At 31.7% G+C, this 20,087-nt stretch carries 22 protein-coding genes; all 22 read right to left on the reverse strand.

The window, feature by feature from the left end; genetic code table 11:
- Nucleotides 1–68: 68 nt before the first annotated feature.
- The 22 genes from Q0822_RS17620 to Q0822_RS17725 all read right to left on the reverse strand — a co-directional run bounded on the left by Q0822_RS17620 (nt 69) and on the right by Q0822_RS17725 (nt 19,879).
- Entirely contained in the window at nt 69–1,310 is a 1,242-nt protein-coding gene (locus tag Q0822_RS17620) for an alpha/beta hydrolase-fold protein (RefSeq protein WP_299126236.1), read from the reverse strand.
- Between the two features lie 151 nt (nt 1,311–1,461).
- Complete coding sequence (locus tag Q0822_RS17625) at nt 1,462–1,914, reverse strand: hypothetical protein (RefSeq protein ID WP_299126237.1); 453 nt, start codon at nt 1,912–1,914, stop codon at nt 1,462–1,464.
- Nucleotides 1,915–2,029: 115 nt separating this feature from the next.
- On the reverse strand, nt 2,030–2,692 hold the full coding sequence (locus Q0822_RS17630; RefSeq protein WP_299126238.1) for a hypothetical protein: 663 nt from the start codon (nt 2,690–2,692) through the stop codon (nt 2,030–2,032).
- A gap of 159 nt (nt 2,693–2,851) precedes the next feature.
- Nucleotides 2,852–3,646 carry a cation transporter gene (locus Q0822_RS17635; RefSeq protein WP_299126240.1) on the reverse strand — a complete coding sequence of 265 codons (795 nt, stop codon included), beginning with the start codon at nt 3,644–3,646 and terminating at the stop codon, nt 2,852–2,854.
- A 201-nt stretch (nt 3,647–3,847) separates the two neighbouring features.
- Nucleotides 3,848–4,855 (reverse strand): 3-dehydro-L-gulonate 2-dehydrogenase, encoded by a 1,008-nt coding sequence (gene yiaK / locus Q0822_RS17640; RefSeq protein ID WP_299126241.1) that lies wholly within the window; start codon nt 4,853–4,855, stop codon nt 3,848–3,850.
- Nucleotides 4,856–4,937: 82 nt separating this feature from the next.
- Nucleotides 4,938–5,981 carry a two-component regulator propeller domain-containing protein gene (locus tag Q0822_RS17645; RefSeq protein WP_299126243.1) on the reverse strand — a complete coding sequence of 348 codons (1,044 nt, stop codon included), beginning with the start codon at nt 5,979–5,981 and terminating at the stop codon, nt 4,938–4,940.
- Nucleotides 5,982–6,174: 193 nt separating this feature from the next.
- A complete protein-coding gene (locus Q0822_RS17650; protein ID WP_299126245.1) occupies nt 6,175–6,696 on the reverse strand; it encodes a hypothetical protein in 522 nt (173 codons plus the stop codon).
- 3 nt (nt 6,697–6,699) lie between these two features.
- Complete coding sequence (locus Q0822_RS17655) at nt 6,700–6,993, reverse strand: hypothetical protein (RefSeq protein ID WP_299126246.1); 294 nt, start codon at nt 6,991–6,993, stop codon at nt 6,700–6,702.
- A gap of 343 nt (nt 6,994–7,336) precedes the next feature.
- On the reverse strand, nt 7,337–7,537 hold the full coding sequence (locus Q0822_RS17660; protein WP_299126247.1) for a hypothetical protein: 201 nt from the start codon (nt 7,535–7,537) through the stop codon (nt 7,337–7,339).
- Between the two features lie 176 nt (nt 7,538–7,713).
- A complete protein-coding gene (locus tag Q0822_RS17665; protein WP_299126248.1) occupies nt 7,714–8,514 on the reverse strand; it encodes a hypothetical protein in 801 nt (266 codons plus the stop codon).
- A gap of 143 nt (nt 8,515–8,657) precedes the next feature.
- On the reverse strand, nt 8,658–9,848 hold the full coding sequence (locus Q0822_RS17670; protein WP_299126249.1) for a serine hydrolase domain-containing protein: 1,191 nt from the start codon (nt 9,846–9,848) through the stop codon (nt 8,658–8,660).
- A gap of 152 nt (nt 9,849–10,000) precedes the next feature.
- Complete coding sequence (locus Q0822_RS17675; RefSeq protein ID WP_299126251.1) at nt 10,001–10,558, reverse strand: hypothetical protein; 558 nt, start codon at nt 10,556–10,558, stop codon at nt 10,001–10,003.
- A 200-nt stretch (nt 10,559–10,758) separates the two neighbouring features.
- Nucleotides 10,759–11,847, reverse strand: a complete 1,089-nt coding sequence (locus tag Q0822_RS17680; protein ID WP_299126253.1) for a DUF2971 domain-containing protein — start codon at nt 11,845–11,847, stop codon at nt 10,759–10,761.
- 217 nt (nt 11,848–12,064) lie between these two features.
- A complete protein-coding gene (locus tag Q0822_RS17685; RefSeq protein WP_299126255.1) occupies nt 12,065–13,219 on the reverse strand; it encodes a hypothetical protein in 1,155 nt (384 codons plus the stop codon).
- Between the two features lie 152 nt (nt 13,220–13,371).
- Complete coding sequence (locus tag Q0822_RS17690; protein ID WP_299126256.1) at nt 13,372–13,848, reverse strand: SRPBCC family protein; 477 nt, start codon at nt 13,846–13,848, stop codon at nt 13,372–13,374.
- Between the two features lie 29 nt (nt 13,849–13,877).
- Complete coding sequence (locus tag Q0822_RS17695) at nt 13,878–14,012, reverse strand: hypothetical protein (RefSeq protein ID WP_299126257.1); 135 nt, start codon at nt 14,010–14,012, stop codon at nt 13,878–13,880.
- Nucleotides 14,003–14,638, reverse strand: coding sequence for a hypothetical protein (locus Q0822_RS17700; protein ID WP_299126258.1), 636 nt, complete (start codon nt 14,636–14,638; stop codon nt 14,003–14,005). Before Q0822_RS17700 ends, Q0822_RS17695 begins: the two co-directional genes overlap by 10 nt.
- A gap of 153 nt (nt 14,639–14,791) precedes the next feature.
- Nucleotides 14,792–15,667, reverse strand: a complete 876-nt coding sequence (locus tag Q0822_RS17705) for an ankyrin repeat domain-containing protein (RefSeq protein ID WP_299126259.1) — start codon at nt 15,665–15,667, stop codon at nt 14,792–14,794.
- A gap of 145 nt (nt 15,668–15,812) precedes the next feature.
- The gene (locus Q0822_RS17710; RefSeq protein ID WP_299126260.1) at nt 15,813–17,156 is read right to left on the reverse strand and encodes a hypothetical protein; all 1,344 of its coding nucleotides are present in this window, start codon (nt 17,154–17,156) and stop codon (nt 15,813–15,815) included.
- 58 nt (nt 17,157–17,214) lie between these two features.
- Complete coding sequence (locus Q0822_RS17715) at nt 17,215–18,030, reverse strand: DUF3179 domain-containing (seleno)protein (protein WP_299126262.1); 816 nt, start codon at nt 18,028–18,030, stop codon at nt 17,215–17,217.
- Nucleotides 18,031–18,127: 97 nt separating this feature from the next.
- Entirely contained in the window at nt 18,128–18,871 is a 744-nt protein-coding gene (locus Q0822_RS17720) for a DUF6090 family protein (protein ID WP_299126264.1), read from the reverse strand.
- 165 nt (nt 18,872–19,036) lie between these two features.
- Nucleotides 19,037–19,879, reverse strand: coding sequence for a hypothetical protein (locus Q0822_RS17725; protein ID WP_299126266.1), 843 nt, complete (start codon nt 19,877–19,879; stop codon nt 19,037–19,039).
- Nucleotides 19,880–20,087: the final 208 nt, after the last annotated feature.

Raw genomic sequence — 20,087 nt, forward strand, 5'->3', positions numbered from 1 at the left:
TGGGTACAACGTGTTTGTGTATGAGTCGTATCCCGAAGGGTATGGCTTATATACATTGTTAGCCTCTGTTATTTATTTTTCAATTCTTGAATTCTAGTTTTATAGTATTCATTATCACTTAATTCAGCAGCCTTTTGAGCAAACTTTAGTGCATTAGGAATATCATTTTGAGCTTCATAATAACCCGCCATTGAATCATAGCCATTTGCACTTTTGGGGTAATAGTGGACGTTCATTTTAAAAAACATATGTGCCCTTTCAGTTTGCCCCATTTGCATATTCATATGGCCATAACCATTTAACAATTCCTCAATCATTGGAGGTACATGATAACCAAAATGGGCTAAATATATCTCTTCTTGTTTTTTTAATAATTCAGTTAATTCTTCCACGGTTGTGTCCGGGTTGTTATATTTCTCTGGGGTTTTAAACTGATACCAGTTAAAAAGAAAAATAAATCCATCTCTCATTGAAGGTAAGGGTACCGTTCCATGTAGGTCTTCCGGATAAATTTTCCAAGAGAAATTTAATCCACTTTCAGTCCGAGATTCCATAAATTTTGAAAAATCGATTATTGAACGAGCAAACAGTGTATATTCTGAGGTATCGGTCATAATATTATCTATTGTTATTTTTTCATCGAACATATGGAGTTGTTCTGCGGCAAGAGATACATAAAGTGATTTTCCTTTAAAACTTTTTGTCTTTAGTTTTTCTTTCGCCTGTTTCAATAATTTTTGATCATCCCAATCCATACTTGGATCTATTGCTATGTAATTTTCAAATAGATGATTATGATTGATGAGCGTGTTTATGGTAAATAAGCCAGCATAGGAATGGCCAATTAAGGTTCTATATGGTGTTGTAGGGTATGTATTGTCAATATGTGGAATAAGTTCTCTCTCTATAAATTGAGTGAATATTTCTGCTCCTCCTGTTTCAGCGTCCATGCTACTTCCTCGTCTCATTTTAACTTGGGAAGTGGTTAGGTCTTTTATTCTATTATTTTTATTTGAAATCCCAACAAGTATCATATGAGGTAAATAATGCCCCCAATAATTATCATATACAGTTTCCAAAGTATTTTGTAGAGAGAATCCATCTAGTAAATACACCACAGGATATTTTTGGTCTCCATTTGGTTCGTAATTCTCAGGAAGCTTTACCCAAAATTCACGATTTTCCTCAAGTGATGTTGAAAATAGGCTATCTACAATTTCTAATTCGATTGTCTCTGATTGTCCGATTATTTCTTGATGCAAAATAAATATTGAACAGATTGTTAATATTATAAGAGTATTTTTTTTCATTCTTTTATTGAAGTTTATTGAGGCTAACGTATTTAAGTAACTAATTTAGCAAACAAATCACAGATAGAAAATTCCAGCGGAATTTTCGTAATTCTGCAGTGATCTAGTAATTAATTATACACGGTTTTAGCAAATCGCTTTTTATTCGTTATTAGTTTTTTGATATATTCGATTTCTCATCCAAAAGAGCTAAAAATTCAGCAAGTGGTAATTCAGATGCATTTTTTCTCGAAAATAAAATTTTAATAATGGAAAAATAACCAATACCTCCTAATTGAGTGAGGTAATATCGTTTGAATATATTCTCCGAGTTTGTTTTAAAAAGATAGAAAGGTCTCTGCTGAACTTCGAATATTTTTAAATCAATTATTGATTCGTATTCAACTCTTTTATTGTCAAAATAAACCGCACTTTTTGAAAATTCTACTTTCTTTAAAGCTATAAACAAGGTGAACGTTAGTAATGCAATAATCCAAGTTGTATAACCCCAAAATCGACTTAAATTAAAAAATTCAGTTACTATAAAAGCTAGTAATAACACAAACCAAGAAAGGAAGTATTTTCGGAATTTTATATTAGATGATATTTTCTTTCGTTGTTCCATTCAAATGTTTGCGAACGTGTTTGTGTATGGTTGCTTGTTTAAGCAACTAAGTTAGCAAACAAATCACAGGTAGAAAATTCCAGTGGAATTTTCGTAATTATACTAAAACTAGTAATTAATTATACAAGTTGTTGTGCAAAGTTTTTTTGGATTCAAAATACATATATCGTTGTGATGCGTTCTTTCTATAGATAGTCACAGAATCGCCCACAAAGCTCACGATTTTCTTGTTGACAATAGAATTTTCGATAGTGTCCATCGAGTAATAATGTCTTTTGCGTAATTCACCTTTTTGGTTCAATATGTCTACATAAACGGAATCTTCACTAAATCTTTTAACTTCCCATCTGTATACGTTAGTCAGACTTTTAAAAATAGGTTTCAGTTTCGTGATTACTTCGTCATTGAAAATTTCTCTTGCTTTTTTAATCGACAGTGAATCGAGATTATGCGTGAAATTCCATACTTGTAAGTAACTCGATTTGCAATTCCAGTCATCATTCCATTTGACCAATGAATAAATGGATTGACAATCACTTAATGCTACATTGTAATCAATTATAGAATCATTTCTTTTGATATGGAATTTGTATTCAGGTCTTTTTTGAAATCCGTTTGAAGGAATATCTTTATAGTTCAAGTTAGAGTTGAAAAAAGCATCTTCCAATTTCTCAACTCTACCGTTAAATTCGAAGCTGAATTCCGAATTCGGAATATCATTTGGAACATAGCAACCACTCAATAAAGTAAATAATATGTAGCCTACAATTCGTTTCATTCAAATTTTGCTAAACGTTGTTGTGTATGGTTAGTTGCGTGGTTAAGTAACTAAATTAGTAAACAAAAACGAACCAGAAAAAATTCCGAAGGAATTTTCCAAATAAGCACTTGCCAAAGCAATTAATTATACACAGTGTTGTAAGTAGTGTTTTTTTGCTTAATTGCTCAATTTTAAAATTCTAATTGCACCTTGAATTACCAAAACAAAAACGATTGTTCCAATTATCAAATCAGGTTTGCTTGAACTTAACCAATTTACCAAAAGTCCTGCAATTATGACACCTAAATTGATAATCACATCATTCGAGGTGAAAATCATACTTGCTTTCATATGTGCCTCGTCTTTGCTCTTTGACTTTTGCAAAATGTAAAGACAAATTCCGTTTGCAATAAGTGCGAAAATCGAAACGATTATCATTGTCGAAAAATCAGGAAGTTTCTCGTCTCCTAAAAACCGTCTTAAAACTTCTACGAATCCAATAATCGCAAGAGTAATTTGAAAATAACCGGCAAGTTTAGCAATCCGCTTTTTCTTTATCAACGTTCGGCCAACGGCAAGCAAACTAATTCCGTACACAAAACTGTCTGCAAGCATATCCAAACTATCGGCAACAAGTCCCATTGATTTTGAAATAATTCCAGTTGTCATTTCGATTATAAAAAAAGCAAAATTTATGGCAAGTACAGACCAAAGTAGTTTTTTCTGATTTTCATTTTCTTTAAATTCTTTTTGGTCGGTTTGTTCCGTTGAGATTTTCTTTCCGCCTAAATTCAGTTCTATAACTGACTTTTCGATTTGGTCAATTTCCCCGCTGTGAAAAACGGTCAACTTTCTATTCGGAATGTCAAAGTCCAAATTCACAATACTCGAAATTCTGTCCAATTTCATACGGATTAAATTTTCCTCCGATGGACAGTCCATTTTCGTAATTTCAAATATTGTTTTGTTCATTCAAATTTGTAGGTTTTCGGCATTAACCATAATAGTCTCCTATAACCTTTAGTTATGGGTTAAATTAGCGTTTATTTTCGGATTGGCACAGACTTTAGCAATTCCGAGTGCATTCGGACGTAGTCGAATCTGCTGTAATTGCTGTTATGCATTGTTGTAAATAGTTTTTGACAATATGCTTTCAATAAGTTGTTTGTTTACTTATTTTTTTGATAGTGCCATAATCTTTTCCCAAATATTTTCGTTGACCAAAACCCCTTCTTTTAAGTTTTTAGTTCTGGTTTGTGAACTTCGTTCTCCTGGATAGTAAATATTGTCTCCCGGGATTATAGGTTCTACGTCATGAGTAAAATCAATGATTTCTTCTATTAGTTTTTGCTGTAGCCCTTTATCATTAAAAACTTCAGGGTAGATGCAGATATAAACTTGAGAAATGGCGGTCTCAATTTCTTTTGAACTTATTTTGCAGGTAGAGTTTCCTGCAGATAGTATAGTGGCCAACATATCTAGTATAATAGAAAGGGCAGACCCTTTCCAGTAACCGATTGGTAATCCGCGTTCTTTTAATAAAATTTTTTCAGGATCATTAGAGAGTTCATTGTTGTCATCCCAACCTCCATGGTAAGGCAACTTTTGACCTCTTAATTTATAATCGTTAATCTTACCGAATGCAAATTGTGACATTGCCATGTCTAATACAATATGCCCCTTTTTTCTTGGTATGGATACAACAAAGGGATTATTGCCTATTCTGCTGTCTTTTCCACCCCAAGGCGGCATATTTGGTTTAGTATTTGTAAAAAGAATCGAAATACAATTGTCATTAGCGGCTTGTTTTCCATATGTTCCACCTCTCATCCAATGATTGGTGTTGCGCAATGCAACCATTCCCATTCCATGCTGTTTTGCTAATTCTATAGCTCTTTTTGTGCACTTTGTTGCATTTATAATACCAGGACCTAGATTACCATCCCAACGTTCTATGTTGCCAAAAGAAGCCACTTTTTCTGCTTCTGCATCAATTTTAATTACTCCTTTTTCAATATATTCAATAAAAAGAGGCACACGATTGATTCCATGAGAACTCACACCATCTAATGTGCTTTCTGTAAAAATATTAGCAATTAATTGGGCTTTTTCTGTGGTGAATTTATACTTAACGAAAAGTTCGTAAAGAACTTTTTGAATGTTTTCGGGTGAAATTCGCATGAATACTTCTGTCTTATTTTAATTGTTTACAACGTCTTCGTGTATAATTTATACACGGTGTTAGCTGTGGCTTTTTCATTCGTTATTTTATGAATTTTTCAAATGTTGTTCCATTGAATTTATATGCTCCGTTTTCGTGAGTTCCAAGCCAAAGGTCACCTTTGTTATCTTTGTATATGCTGAATAAAGCAATCTGTTTGGCATTGTCTTGAACGGCATAATGTGTAATTTTCGTTCCATCATATTTCCAAACACCATCAAGATAGGTTACAAACCACAAATTATTATTGTTGTCACTTACTGTTGAAAGATACTCATCCAAACCGCTATCCTTTTTCCCATCCAAACTGCCTATGCTTTGATGTCTTGTGTAAAACTTGTTGCCTTTTAATGTTGTGCCGTCGTAAACACTATAACGATATTCGGTATTGAACCAAAAGTCGCCATTTTTGTCTTCCGCAATTGAACGTACTCCGTTTGCACCTTCGTTGCGAAATTCGGTTATGTCTTCTTCTGTAATCCAGTCAAACGACTTTCCATTGTACCGACAAACTCCAACAGGGTTTGTACCAAACCAAATATTCTCTTCTTTATCTTTGTAGATACTGTAAACAGCAAAAGGGTTTGAGAGGTTTGGTGGATTTGGCAGCTGCAATTCAAATAAAGTAGTACCATTATAACGATATACTTTCCCTGTATTTCCATAAGAGTATTTAAACCACATATCTGTGGAATCAAGTTTCCAGTTCTCACTGGGAATTGCCTTCAAAGTTGTGAATATCTTTCCGTTAAACTTTGATATTTCCGAGGTTGCGTTTGCGCTTGAAAAATAAATGTTGCCAAATTTATCTTCTTTTATTTCATCTATTCTGTTGTTTAGCAAACCGTGTTTTGTTGTGTAATTAACTATTGTTTTTCCATCGTATTTATATACTCCAGTTTCCCAGCTACCAAACCAATAATCGTTCTTACTGTCTTGAAAAATTACCATTACGCTATTACCAAGTACTGACACAGTATCACCCTTAACAATGTTTTCAGTCTTAACTTGTTTGTTTGAGGTCTGTCCATTACAAGATGTCAATAAAATCAATGCGTTGAAAAAAATAAATATGTTCAATTTCACTTTCATCTGTTTAATGATTTTTCGGTTGTCCTTGAGTTATAGCCAACGGTATTGTGCATGGTTAGTTGCGTGGTTAAGCAACTAAGTTAGTAAACAAATCACAGATTGAAAATTCCAGCGGACACGAGTGAAGCGAACTGGCGCAGCAATTTTCGTAAGTCGGTAGTAACCTAGCAATTAATTATACACGGTGTTAACCAACGTTTTTTATTCGATTTCTATATTTCCATTTGAATTTCAATCGACTCCAAAATGAATTCCATTCGTGACGAATTCCGCCCAATTCCCAATTCACGTCAAATTTTTTGGTATCATTTTTTCGATAATTTGGAAGTCCGATTTTACAATGTAACATTGGATTATTCTCTTTTACTGTTTCATAAAAGTCAGACTCAAGTGATGATTTCGGATAGTACTGAATTTCAATTATTGTACTTTCCTTTTTGCTTTTATATACGTACAAGTTTATATCGTACAGATTTTCATAAATGTCTTTTAATTCAGCCGTTATTTGCTCAAGCGATTTGGTTTTTTTCTTTTCGTTTACTTTTTTACGTTCAATTCGTCTATCAAAAAAGTTCCGCTCGTCATTTATTATTTCCGAAATTATGTAACTAGTATTATCTGAAATTTTATTCCAACAAGAATTTCTCGCCATTTCTAATAGGGAAGAAGTGGCTTCTCTTAAACTTTGTTCGAGGTTTTCCTTTTTCAATTATTAAGCATCAAATTCCACATAATGTATTAATCGGTCGCATTTTTTTTCAAGAGTGGGATATTGTGGAGATACACCTTCCATAAATTCTTTTATTAAGAAAGCTTCCATAAAATATTCGAAACCAGGACATTTCTTTTCTGTGACTTCAAAAGTTTTCCATTCCAACTCTTCTTCAGTTAAATTCAGGATCGTAACTTCTGAATCAGGAAGAAACTGATCACCAATTCTTTTGACATAAAGAACAGATTCTTCATCAATTTCCTCAATGTTTTGTAAAAATTCTATTAGTTTCATCAAATGTTGGGTAACGGTCTAGTGTATGATTTCGTTGCGTGTTTCAGCAACTAAATTAGTAAATACAAACCGAATAGAAAATCCGTGAGGATTTTCGTAAGTAGGCGAGTACTAGCAATTAATTATACACGTTGTTGCCATTTCGTTGTTTTTCATAGTTCAAATTTTCCAATTCAGTTCCGATTTCCGATTTTCAGTATTTAAGTGAATTCGGTCAGCGTTATATTCCGCAACTTGCTAAATTCCGCTTTCAATTAGGTTTTTTCAAATCAAATTCTGATTCCGCAAGCAAGCTAAAAAGTCAGAATTAACTTTAATCAACATTTGAGTGAGAATTCAGAGTTTAACTAGATTCTTTTTCAGACTTTTTTATATTGTAATAACTTGCAAAAGATGAAACAGTCATAATTAACCATCCTAATCTAAAAAGCCAAATACTTCCAAATAATGAACCAGGTTCAGAATCGAAAATCGAGCTAATAAATACTATTCCAGTTAAAATTCCAGATATTAAGAATAAAGTTTTTTTGTTTTTTGTTGTCATAAAATTAAGTTTAGTTAGTTTTTCGGTTTTTTTCGCCAATGAATGGCAACGTGTTCGTGTATGATGCCGTTGCATCTGCACTAAGATAGCAAATAGAGGAGAACCCATTGTTCAGAAGCGAAAGAAATTCCGATAGGAATTTCCGAGCAATGAACTATACACGTTGCTGGCAATAGTTATTTTTCATATTTACAATTAGTTCCTTCGTCAAAAGAACCATCAGTATCACAAGTCTTAATTAACTTTCCGTTTTTATAATATTTTTTGATGGTATATTTTCTATTTTTCATAAAGGTTTCTACTTTGTCAAACCCTTCAAAATTGTAATGAGTATTTGTTAACCCATTTACTTTTTCATCATTTACATATTCAATTCTCGAATATTGTTTTCCGTCTTTTCTATTATGAATATGTAATCCTTGTTTTAAGCCGAAAATGTCAACAAAGTTTATGGTATCATTGTCTATAACTGAAAATGCTGGTCGTTTTCTAATTACTTTAAATTTATGTTTAGATTGGGTTATTTTTTTTCCGTTTAGAATTATAACATAATCTTTGTTTTCAAGTCCACTTATCTTATAAGATAGATTAAATACACAATCACAATCGGCTCGTGGTTCAGTCCATTCTTCAGTAATAATTTCAGTAGAATCACTCTGTTTCTCTTTATAAATTCGACGTTCTCTTTTACCGTGAAAGTTTAAATTTAGTGTGTCATTTTTCAGTTCGATTTCGCCTTCTTGAGTTCCAATACAGTTAGCTACTGCAAAAATTTTGTATAGATGATAATCATTGTCCTTATTAATCTCTAAAATTCGATTTTGTAATTTATATAAATTTTCAAAATATATTTCTTCTTGGCATTCACTAGAATTATATTCTAATAGTTCAGGTTGAGATTCCGAATTACAGCTAAAATTGACGAAAAATGAACTAATGAGAGCTAGATATTTTATATTTTTCGAAAAGTTGCTCATAATTATTGCCAACGTCTTCGTGTATGGTTTCGTTGCGTGTTTCAGCAATAAAGTTAGCAAACAAATCACTGATAGAAAATTCCAGCGGAATTTTCGTAAGTAAGCTCTAACTAGCAATGAATTATACACATTGTTGGCAATAGTTATTTTATTCGATTCGCCGTTTGTTCACTTTCAATAAATCCATTTAAAAGAGCAACTCTATTAACTACTTCTGTCGAATCTCTCAAAAATCGCATAGAAGCATCCATTTGTTGCATATAAAATTGATTTGTAGATTGGGGTACAAGATATGTTTTGTTAGGTCCCATTAACACAAATAGACTATCATTTGAATGTAGTACTTCAAAATTTACATTTTCATTTAGCGAATAGTTACCAATAAAATCTTTCAAAATAGTTTTATCTATATCAAATGGTATTCTTGATAAAGGAAGTCTATATTCTTTATCCTCAAGTATTGAACCAATACTATTTGAAATTTCCTTTGCAACAGGATGCCTTCGGTTGCTTAAAACAATTATTGATGTTTTATTTTGTGGATTATTTACTGCTGAATAACTGAAGCCATCATCTTCTATATAACCCTCTATCTCTAATTTATTTTCGGAATTTGAACTAATGATTTTTGCCAAATCATTTGCCGTTGATTTTAGTCCATTGCTGAATGTGTTTTCCGAATTTGAAACTGGTGATTTTTGTAATTCAAGTCCATTGCCTTGATAGTTATGATAAAGATAACCAATAGCTAAATCCGAACTTGCCTTTTGGAAATATGTATTTTCCAATTCCAAATTGTTACTATATTCCTCAATGTTTTCTTGGAAACTTTTTCCGCTTATGTTTTCAATAAGTAATCCTAAACTATTATAGTCTAAATCACTCTCCTCAGATTTTCCCGAAGATTCTATTACTGAATTGGGTTTATGATTTAGTAAGTCATTTATTGTTAATTCAGATTTTGTTTCTGGAATGTATTTAGATATGTTGTCTGATAATTGAAATTTGTCTTCAATAACCATTTCACGAATAATATTAACAATTATTAATTCCGAAATTTTGCCAACTCTAAAAGAGGTTTTATTTGAAAAAGGTTTATTGTTTTCATAATCGGCTAAACCAAAGTTATTACTGTATAGAATTGAATCTCCTTTAGTTACCAATATAACTCCACTAAATCGGTTTAATTCAAGATAGCGATTTCCTAAACTATTAATCTTTTCGGTTTTCAGTTGCTCCAGATTTTCAATTCCAGTTTTAGTTTCCGTTTTACAAGCAAGGAAACTTATCATTAAAAACGAAAGATAAAATAGCTTGTTCATCAGTTTCTTCATAATTATTGCCAACGGTTTTGTGTATGGTTAGTTGCGTGTTTCAGCAACTAATTTAGTAAACAAAAACGAACGCGAGAAAATTCCGAAGGAATTTTCCAAATAAGCACTTGCCAAAGCAATTAACTATACACGTTGTTGGCAATAGTTATTTTTTATAAATCAAATGTACCAACACTAAATTCAGTATCCTCACCAAACTTTTTTAAATCTACTCCGCAGGTCTTTTCAAAAACTGAATTGTGAACATCTTCTCCAAATATAAATTCAGCATTTTCTTTATTTACATTCTCAATAAATTTTTTCTCAATTTCAGTAATAGGTTTTCCTATGTTCAATTGTACATCCCAACAATACTCAAATTCACGAATAACTTTTCCGTTTTCAGAAATAATCCAATTGTAATGATCAGTTTGAGAATCAAATGAATAATAGTTCATTCTACTGGCATTCATTGAAATTAATTTAGCTATAAACTTTGTAAAAAAATTTAAACTATCACTATTCCAATATATGAATATCCAACCATCTAAATCTTGGCTTATAATGGCGTTGACTTTATCTTTAGGATTAGGGTTTTTCCAATATGGCCAAATGAATTCTTCAGCATCTTTTAATTTTAGAGTATCTATTATATTAAATTTTAATAATTTGGTTATTTTAGAATGAGGAATTCCTTCGATAGCAAAGTCAGGATATGATATATGTTTCATTTTATAGCTAAACTTGATTTTAGTTTTAAATTTATTCTGTAGTAGAGAACCCTAATTATTGCCAACGGTCTCGGCTATGAGTAGTTGCGTGGTTTTGCGGTTAACTTTGCAAGTACACACCAACCTGAAAATCCGCAAGGATTTTCAGAAGTAGGCGAGGACAAGCAATTACTTATAGCCATTGTTGTAAGCTGGCTTTTTTAATTCATTAGTCTTATTATGTCATCTGTTCTTGTAATAACAAATGAATCGTTATCGGTTTTTTTAATTCCAAGTTTTTCTTTAGTTCGAATTAGAAAATGTTGTTCATTGTCATCAAGTTCATATTTTACTCCAGAGTAGTAAAGTTTATCGTTTAAATTTTCAAAGATGTATTCTAAAAGTAGGACTTGGTTTTTATATTCCCAATTGTTTTCAATATCTCTCGGTTTAACTCTTATGTTTTTTTCATCTAACCATTCTATTTCAAACTCACGAGCATTAAAAAAATTATGACCAAGACAAATTTCTTCAACGAGGTCTCTGTCATAATACACATATCGGTTAGCTTTATCAACAATATAATCTTCCCTTTGAACAAGTCCTGATTTAGTGTAGGGAACTCCCATATTTTGTTTTCCAACAATAAATCTCCATTCATCTTCATATTTCCATTGTTCCGATTTAATATTGGTTGCATAATATAAAGGAACAAGCATTGTTCTGAAAGCACTTACATCAATAGGCGATAGTTTTTGAGAGTAATTTATTGGATATAATCCCAAATATTCCTCATCGTCAGTTATTTTATTTTCAATGCTTTTTTCTAATTCAGAAGTATTGAACTTAATTTGAAAACCTTTTTCTTGTGTGTAATGAGGCCACATTAAGGGATTGTTTTCTTTACCAGTTGTAGAAATAATTCCAAACAAATTAGTGGCAGTATCATAAACATTGGAAATAAATCCTTTACATAAGTTTTCCTTATTACAATCTTCTTCAAAATATTCATTTAATTCTTTGTCCGAAAGAATATTTCCCCAAAGTCTCTTATATTGTTCAATCTCAATCGGCTTACTTGTATACCATAAAAAGGGACTACAATCAAGAGTGTCATTTAATTCAATCGGATGTGATGCATAGAAGTAGCCTTTAATTAATGCATCAATACTAAATCTCGAAATTGCATAAAATTTAAATATGTTTTTTGGCTTTTCCTTGTTGTGTTCAATAATCGCTTTATGGTCAGAAGAATCATAATCTTTGACGTATTTAAAATCATTGAATTCGTATGTTTCTATGTTGTTCATTCAGCTTGCTTACAACGGTCTTGTGTATGAAACGTAGCGTGCAAAAAGACACTAATTTTTCGGATTAACACAGAGCCAAGTTTTTAATTTTTATGTTTAATTTTCTTTTCTTAATATAACCAAATTAAAAATTTGGCGTACTTTGTAAACATATACAAACCTCTCGAAAAGCCTATAATAGCTATGTTTTATACACGTTGTTGTAAACAGTACTCTCTCAAAAGTTTAATTCAAATCTATCCAAATCTAATAATTCTCGGATAGCTTTTCCTTCTTTAGTGATGATTTTATTATTGCCCACAAATGTCCTATTAATATCAAATTTATTAATATCTAATTCCTTTTGTGCGAATGGATGCTGTACAAACCAGTATTTCCCTTCCTTTACGTGTCCTAGAATTAATCGATTAATCATTACTGCACTAACTTTTGTATATTTTGGACCAGAACTATCTTTAAAAAAACCATTCATTCCTCTTTCCTTACGTTCGTCTCTATTATTTGGGTCAGTTGAATAAGATATTTGTGTGCTGCCATAAAGTGCATCCATAACATCATAATTGTCAGTTCCTCTGAAGCTTTTAGCATTAATGCAAATAAGAAATGGTTTATCTAATTCTCCGTAACTAGTTGCTTTTTTCGCAAGTGCAGATTTTATCGATTCATCTGCTCCTCCAGTAAATCCTTCCGATTCAAGCATTCCTACAGGTCTAACATCTTTTTTACCTCTTATTTCCCCTGTTTTTGGAATAAGTTTCAAAACCATATGTAGGTTCTCATCTTCAAAGTGAAGTAGCGGAATACCTTTATATCCGTCATTTTTCAAATTTTCCATAGCTACGTCAGGATTGTATTCAGGCAATTTATTTTCTAAAAACCTAACTACCTTTTTTGCACTCGGTTGATTATCCGTTTTAAAATTTATCTTACTTATTTTAAGCCAGAAATTCGGTGAATCTGTCTTATTTAGTATGTCATAAATTTGACTTTTTTTGTTTTCGTAAGCTCTTTCTGCATCTGTTCTGTCGGTTGCCTCCTTTACTTCAATATAAAATTCTAAATCTTTGCCTTTAGCTAAAAAATCAGGTCGTCTTGTAGAATTCTTTAATTCGGGATGTGATTCCAATTTAAATCCTTGTTTTGTGAATAATTCGTAAATAAACAATTCGTATAACGCTGATGAAAATTCTTTTCTAAATCGTTTTTTAAATTCAGCTTTTTCGTTTTCTGGATAGTTGTCAAACCAAGAATTTAATACCTCTCTTATGACTTCTCCTTTTTCCGAATCACTTCTGTCAAAAAAATCATATGAATTATCTATATGTTTAGCTGGTTTTTTGTCAGTTCGTATTTTGTCTTCGAAGAGTTTCATTGGTATTGTTTACAACGTGCTTGTGTATGATTTCGTTACGGAAAAATGGGCAACCATTTTTCCGATAAAGAACGAAAGATAGCAAAAGTGCAGGGAATTTCCGTTAGGAAATTCCGCCGTAATGAATTATACACGGTGTTACCATACGTACTTTATTCAGTTATTACTTCTTTCCACCTATCAGATTCCGCAAACTGCTTTACAATTCGATTCCGTTCAGTTAGTAATTCAGTCATATATTTTTTGAGAAACAGCTTGTCAGCTATTTTTCCTAAAATTCCAAATGGTGATTTATAATCAAAAATGTCGGTCATCAAAGTTCCGCCATTCAATTCCGCAAAGTGGTGTTCGTGTTTGAATTCTTTGAAGGTTCCTTTTACCATTTCGTCCGAGAAGTGTTTTGGTCGGTCATATTCCGTAATTTTGGAAGTCAGATTTTGGTAAATTCCAAAGTGTTTTGCTTTCCAAGTTACGCTTTCGTTCATTCCGATTAATCCACTTGTTTTTCCAGCGATTGCCTCTTCATTCGTATGTTCAGTCGAAATTTTATGCAAATCGATACTTCGCGAAAGGTCAAATACTATATTTCTATCGGCTTTAATTTCAGTTTGAAGTTCGATTCTCGGCATTTTTTGGGTATGTATGGTAACGGTCTCGGCTATGAGTAGTTGCGTGGGTTAGCACTAAACTTTGCAAGTACACACCAAGCTGAAAATCCGCGAGGATTTTCAGAAGTAGGCGAGAACAAGCAATTACTTATAGCCATTGTTGTGCGTTCGTTTTCTATTTCCATTGTTTATTTTTCAGACTTGTCCTTTTATAAACATAAGTGGTGTCCATTATAATTTTATTCCGTTTAAAAATAATCTTTTCGTTTGTTATAAATTCAGGTATTGCATTTAAGTCCAAATCTTTTATTAAAACTTCAATTTCATTATAATTCGGATTGTCAATTTCAATTTTTTCGCTCTGACTTAGAAAACCATATTCAATGTTTTTTATCGAGTTGACTTGAAATTCAGCAATTCCATTTTCATTTGCGACCTTGATTTGTGCTCTGTCATTAATAAAAACATTAGAAGCACCTAAAGGGCCGTCTTTATCAGATATTCGAATTTTTACTTTTCCTTTTAAGTTTGGATTTACTTTTCCAATGTATGTCGTTTTAGGGAATTGTGGTTGTTTGAAAGTGTTTATTACAATAGTATCGTTAGAAATCCTTTTCCAAGTTCCCTTTAAAATACTTCCGCCACCAACATCGTAAAAAATATAATATTCAAAAGTGTTATCAGATTTCAGCTCAATTTGAGTGCAAGCAAAATAACTTTTTCCGCATTTACCATATAAACCGACAACTGATTTATTCGCTGAACACGAACTTAAAAAAGTAATTGCTAAAATCAATTTAATGTATTTCACGGGTTTTCTTAAATGACGCACAACGGTCTAGTGTATGATTTCGTTGCGTGTTTAAGCACTAAAGTTAGCAAATAAATCACAGATAGAAAGTCCGCGAGGACTTTCGTAAGTAGGCTATTACTAGCAATGAATTATACACGGTGTTGTGTGTAGTTATTTTATAAAATCATACCATTCTTCAGCAAGTTTTACACCACCATAATCTACAGCTAAATCAAAAGCTGTTTCATTATCATTATTACATAAATTTTTATCAATTCCATTTTGGTATAATAATAGAGAGTTTTTATTGTTCATTTCATAGCCTCCATCAATAAAATTTGAAATTTCATTTTCTACAGAATTATGTAACGCTGAATTTCTCTCATTGTTGACATGATTAATGTTCACTTTATTATACTCTAAAATTTTTTTTGTTTTTTGGAAGTCTGAATATACATTAAATAAAAGCGTTCCGTTTTCTTCATCAAGAGTTTCAAAATCTGGGTAATTTTCTATGCAGTATTTAAAAATATTAAAGTCTACTTGATTAAGACAAGCTGTTAATAAAGCTCTTTTTTTAAAACTTATGCTATCGTAACATGAACCGCTGTTTGAATCATTAAGCATTTCAACAACTTTCATATCTCCATAATGAATAGCCGCTAAAAAACAAGTTTGAGGATACCATGTGTTTGTATAAATAAAATCTAAATTTGTTCCAGCTTTTAACAACGAGGAAATCATCTCATATTTGTTTTCAATCTTACCTAAGCCAGTAATGAGGCTATGCAATGCGGTACTCCCATCTATATTTAGGTTAACATCTATTCCTTTGTCTATTAAAAATCTAACCAGTTCAATATTCCTGTGGAAACATGCAATATGTAGTAAGGAATTACCTGAAGGGTTTTTTAAACCTAATGTATTACGTATGTAGAGATAATTAAGGTCATTATGTTTATAAAGGAAAGATTTAGTTAAGCTTAATTGAACACCTTTATCGGAAGCATTCCAGATTTCTAAAAACTCTTGTTCTTGATTAGTCACTTTTTCTTTTAATTACACACAACGTGATTGTGTATGGTTAGTTGCGTGTTTCAGCAACTAATTTAGTAAACAAAAACGAACGCGAGAAAATTCCGAAGGAATTTTCCAAATAAGCATTTGCCAAAGCAATTAATTATACACGGTGTTACCCACTGTTTATTTTTTCATTCAATTTCCAATTATCACTAACCGCCTTAAATGCACAAGGATTTTCTCTTAACCATTGTGTTCCAAAACAATGTTCATCAGTAATATCTTCTTTTGCTTTTTGGCATTGAACAAAATGAGAGCAAATGGTGTCCTTATTAAAATTTAAAACTCTTTCAAGAACTATACTTTGGCCTAAAAGGTCAAGATATTCTAAAGCTGGATTATCTTCATTACCTTCCTTTGAACCTAATGGATAATACTCATATCCGTTTTTCGTTCGAATGTGAGGTATTCCATAGAAAGAAATTAGATTTTTCAGCTTTTCGTGATTGTCAATTTCTGAATATAATAACTCTAAAAGAGGTGAAGTGTTTGTCTTAATTGAATTGATAATGTTTTCAAACATTTTCTCAAAGTGATGCAATTTTGCATAAATTGAATGAGAAAGAATGCCTTTAAATTTATCAATTGTTGAAAGTAAAAATTCGTTAATAGTTATTCTTTTTTGTTTGTGGACTACCCAACGTTCTACTATATACTTTTGGTAAATTTCTAGACCATTTAATTTGGGTTCTGTTCGTACCTCTATTAGTAACTCATAAAGAGTCATTGCACAATTCTGTGAGTTTAAAGCAAGTATACATAACGCAATTAGCTTACGTTTATCTTTCAATAATTCCGGATTCAGAATTTCACAAAGTAATTCAACACTTTTGTACGGAAATGTAGGATGCTCAACTTGGTCGTCATAAATTAATTGACATAGTCTTGCCATCCCTTCTTTAACACATAAATTTCCTAGTTCAATGGTTTCAATTATTTTTTCTTCTTTGACTAAATCAAAGTGTACCATTTTATAAGTAGAATCATTATCTGTTATTTCCTTTGTGTAGAATTTAATTCTATCATATTCAGGGCTAAATGATTTTTTCGTTCCATAATATCTACCAAAAATTGCCTTTCCTTTCGAAAGACCAACACTAAATGGTATTTCTTTAAATGGTACAGTCAGTTCTTTAGAATCGTTGATATACTTTTTGACTTCAAATAGATATCTGAAAAATAGAAGGCTATTCTTTAAACCAAAAATTGTTGTTATATTTTGTAGGTAATGAGTGTATTCGTGAACAAAAGTTCCCAAGTCTTCCCTAGATAGTTTATCGAATTCTATATCAAATGAACCATTAAGAACAATGGAAAAAAAATGGGGTTTATAAAACCCTCTTAATTCATATTCATTTTCGTTCATTCTTAAATTGTGGGTAACGGTTTTGTGTATGGCTCGTTGCGGGAAATCAGCTATGATTTTCTGCTGTAACCGAAAGATAGCAAATTGCAATGAATTCCGATTAGGAATTCAGCCGCAATGAGCTATACACGTTGTTGTGCTTTCGTTATTATTTTTCATTCGAGAAGTTTTCTACAATAGAAGTTACATCCTCTATTTTTTTCCATTGAGTTGGTCTTTTAAAGTCTTGTCCTGACGCAAGAACTTTCGCATTAGGATAATTTTCTCTTATGTCTTTCCAAGTAGTGTCGCTCCACTTGCTTTTATCCATCTCAATAAGTTTTACGTTCTTTAAAGGACCAGAAACAGCTTTTCCAATCAACGGCCACCACAGGCTTTCTGTTTCCCTATCCCAAAACACAAATCCATCTAATCCATTCCAAACATCTTCATCATAGTAAGTATAACCACTTAATGCAAAGGTCAATTCTTTATCTCCATAATTCCGCTCGTAGATAGCTCCTAAATCAGCCAATATACAGTAAGCGGCCATTATAGGTTGTCCATCTAAAACATCGTTTACAATTTCGTGTCTTGTGAGGTCTTTAACAGAATAAGCTTTTACCTCCTTAATAGATTTAGCCAACAAAAATCTTGTACTATCTGCCCAAACTTTGTTAGCTTCTGTAACAGAAATAAATTCTGGTTTCAATAATGCTGGAAATTTTTCGCGCCCAATTCCATAATGAAACTGTTCATCTTTAAGCAAATAATCAGTTATGTCAAAGTGCTGATATTCATTTTCTCCACCATAAAGCATTTTCTTTCCATTAACTTCAAAAAACTTACCATTTTCAGCTGCTATTGGACGTTCTTTTTTCTTTACAGATTCTTTGTTTTCCTTTGATTTGACCTCTACTTTTTCTGTTTGCTCTTTACAACCTATTAAAAGAATAGTCAGACATAGTAAAATTATATTTTTCATTTTGGTTTATTTAATATTTGCTAATGGTCTCGTGTATGATTAGTTAAAGAATACCATAACTAATTTTTAGCAATGAGCTTTACACGTTGTGCTTTCGTTATTTAATTCTCTTTTTTAGTTCTTTTATCAAATTCTTGTTCTTTTCCAAAAGCGTATTTGCTGCATTGATATTTGAATAAGATTGCATTTTTGAGGTAAAAAGGATATTTTCAAATTCGCCGTCAACATAGAGCTTTTGAAATTGTTCGGTATTGTGTAGTAATCCAGATTCACTAAATACTTCTTTTATTGGTTTTTCACTAAATACTGCATTCAGATTAAACGCCTTATTCTTGCCCAAATAATTTCGTATCCTATCTCTAATAAAGCTATTTGTCCAAGTTAGTCCATCTAAATAGCTTTTCTCTGTGTACATATACTCAACTAAAATATTGTATAATTCTTTATCATTAATTTGGTCTACAAAATTCTGATTTTTACTTTTAAATGAATTTGGAATTCTTATAGCTGCTGTAAAACTGTTCAGATTGATAGAATCACTTGACGACTCAATGTTATTTGTCTTATTGAAATAATATTGTGCTATTTCCTCTTGCTCTTTTGATATTTCAAGAACATTTTTCATTCGAAGAGCATCACTTTTAAGGTCAATTATAAATTGCTCGAATAGTGCTTTTTCTTTTCGTGCATCAGCTTTTTTCTGATTCCAATTATTAACATATAAGGCAATCAAAATTCCGAGAACAACAAGAATAATTTCTCCAATTGCGTAAATCAGATATTTGCTGAACTTGTTTTCAGAGAGTAGTCTTTGTCTAATTTTTCTAAAGAATTTAATCATTGGTTAGTGGTTTCTGATAATGAAGCACAACGGTCTCGGCTATGAGTAGTTGCGTGGGTTAGCACTTAACTTTGCAAGTATACACCAAGCTGAAAATCCGCGAGGATTTTCAGAAGTAGGCGAGAACAAGCAATTACTTATAGCCATTGTTGTGCGTTCGTTTTTTTATTCGTTCGTTAATTTTAATAGTCCAACTATAATTCCGTTTTTCATAATTGGGTCAGAATAGACTATTTTCATTTCCTTATTTGGATTTACCATTCTTATTCTATCCAAAATGTATTTTTCTATCGGAAAAGGTGAATGACTTCTGCTTTCGTTCTCAAATGTTGCTAAAGTTTTATTTTCGGAAACCAACTTTATTTCACGTTTCATAATTTCATTGTTGAAGTCATAAAAGAATTTCAAGTACAGATTTTCATATTTGTCCGATTTTTTAATTTCGGCAGTAAATCGGTTTGAATCAACCATATTACTTGCAAATAGTAACTCCGAATCTTTATATAGTTGCCAATTTGTAATTGTATCAGAAACTATACTTGTGTTTTCCTTTTCTTTCTTTTCAATTTTTGAATTTAGTTCCGTATTCGATATATGTATTCTTATTCCATTGAATTTCGTTTTATTATCGAGTTCATACGTAGTATTAGATTCGTAATATGGTTTCCATTTTTGTAATGTCAATTCGCTATCGTCATTCCACCCAATGATTTTGTATCCACTTGGAATCAATCCAGATTTAAGGTCATTTCTACTTTCACTATTTTCTATTACAGACCAAAATACTCTTGAATATCCAAGTGCACCTTTGTCAAATTGATATTCGTAATATTTATATTTTTCGTTTGGTGATTTAGATTCAGAAAGGATATTCAAATTCGGTTCATCAAGAGAATGTTCAGAATTATAAGCTTCTGCGAGGTCGTCAAAATCAGTGTTGATTTTAATTCCAATTCCGATTATTCCAATCAGAATAATTCCAATAATTATTAAAATCCATTTTTTCATTAAAACTCCAAATTTTGATTTTTACGCGAACTCCAAAATGACGCACAGCGGTCTCGGCTATGAGTAGTTGCGTGGGTTAGCACTTAACTTTGCAAGTATACACCAAGCTGAAAATCCGCGAGGATTTTCAGAAGTAGGCGAGAACAAGCAATTACTTATAGCCATTGTTGTGCTTTCGTTATTTTTTAATTATTCAATTCTTTATTTA

This window comes from uncultured Winogradskyella sp., assembly GCF_947496485.1.
Classification (GTDB): domain Bacteria; phylum Bacteroidota; class Bacteroidia; order Flavobacteriales; family Flavobacteriaceae; genus Winogradskyella.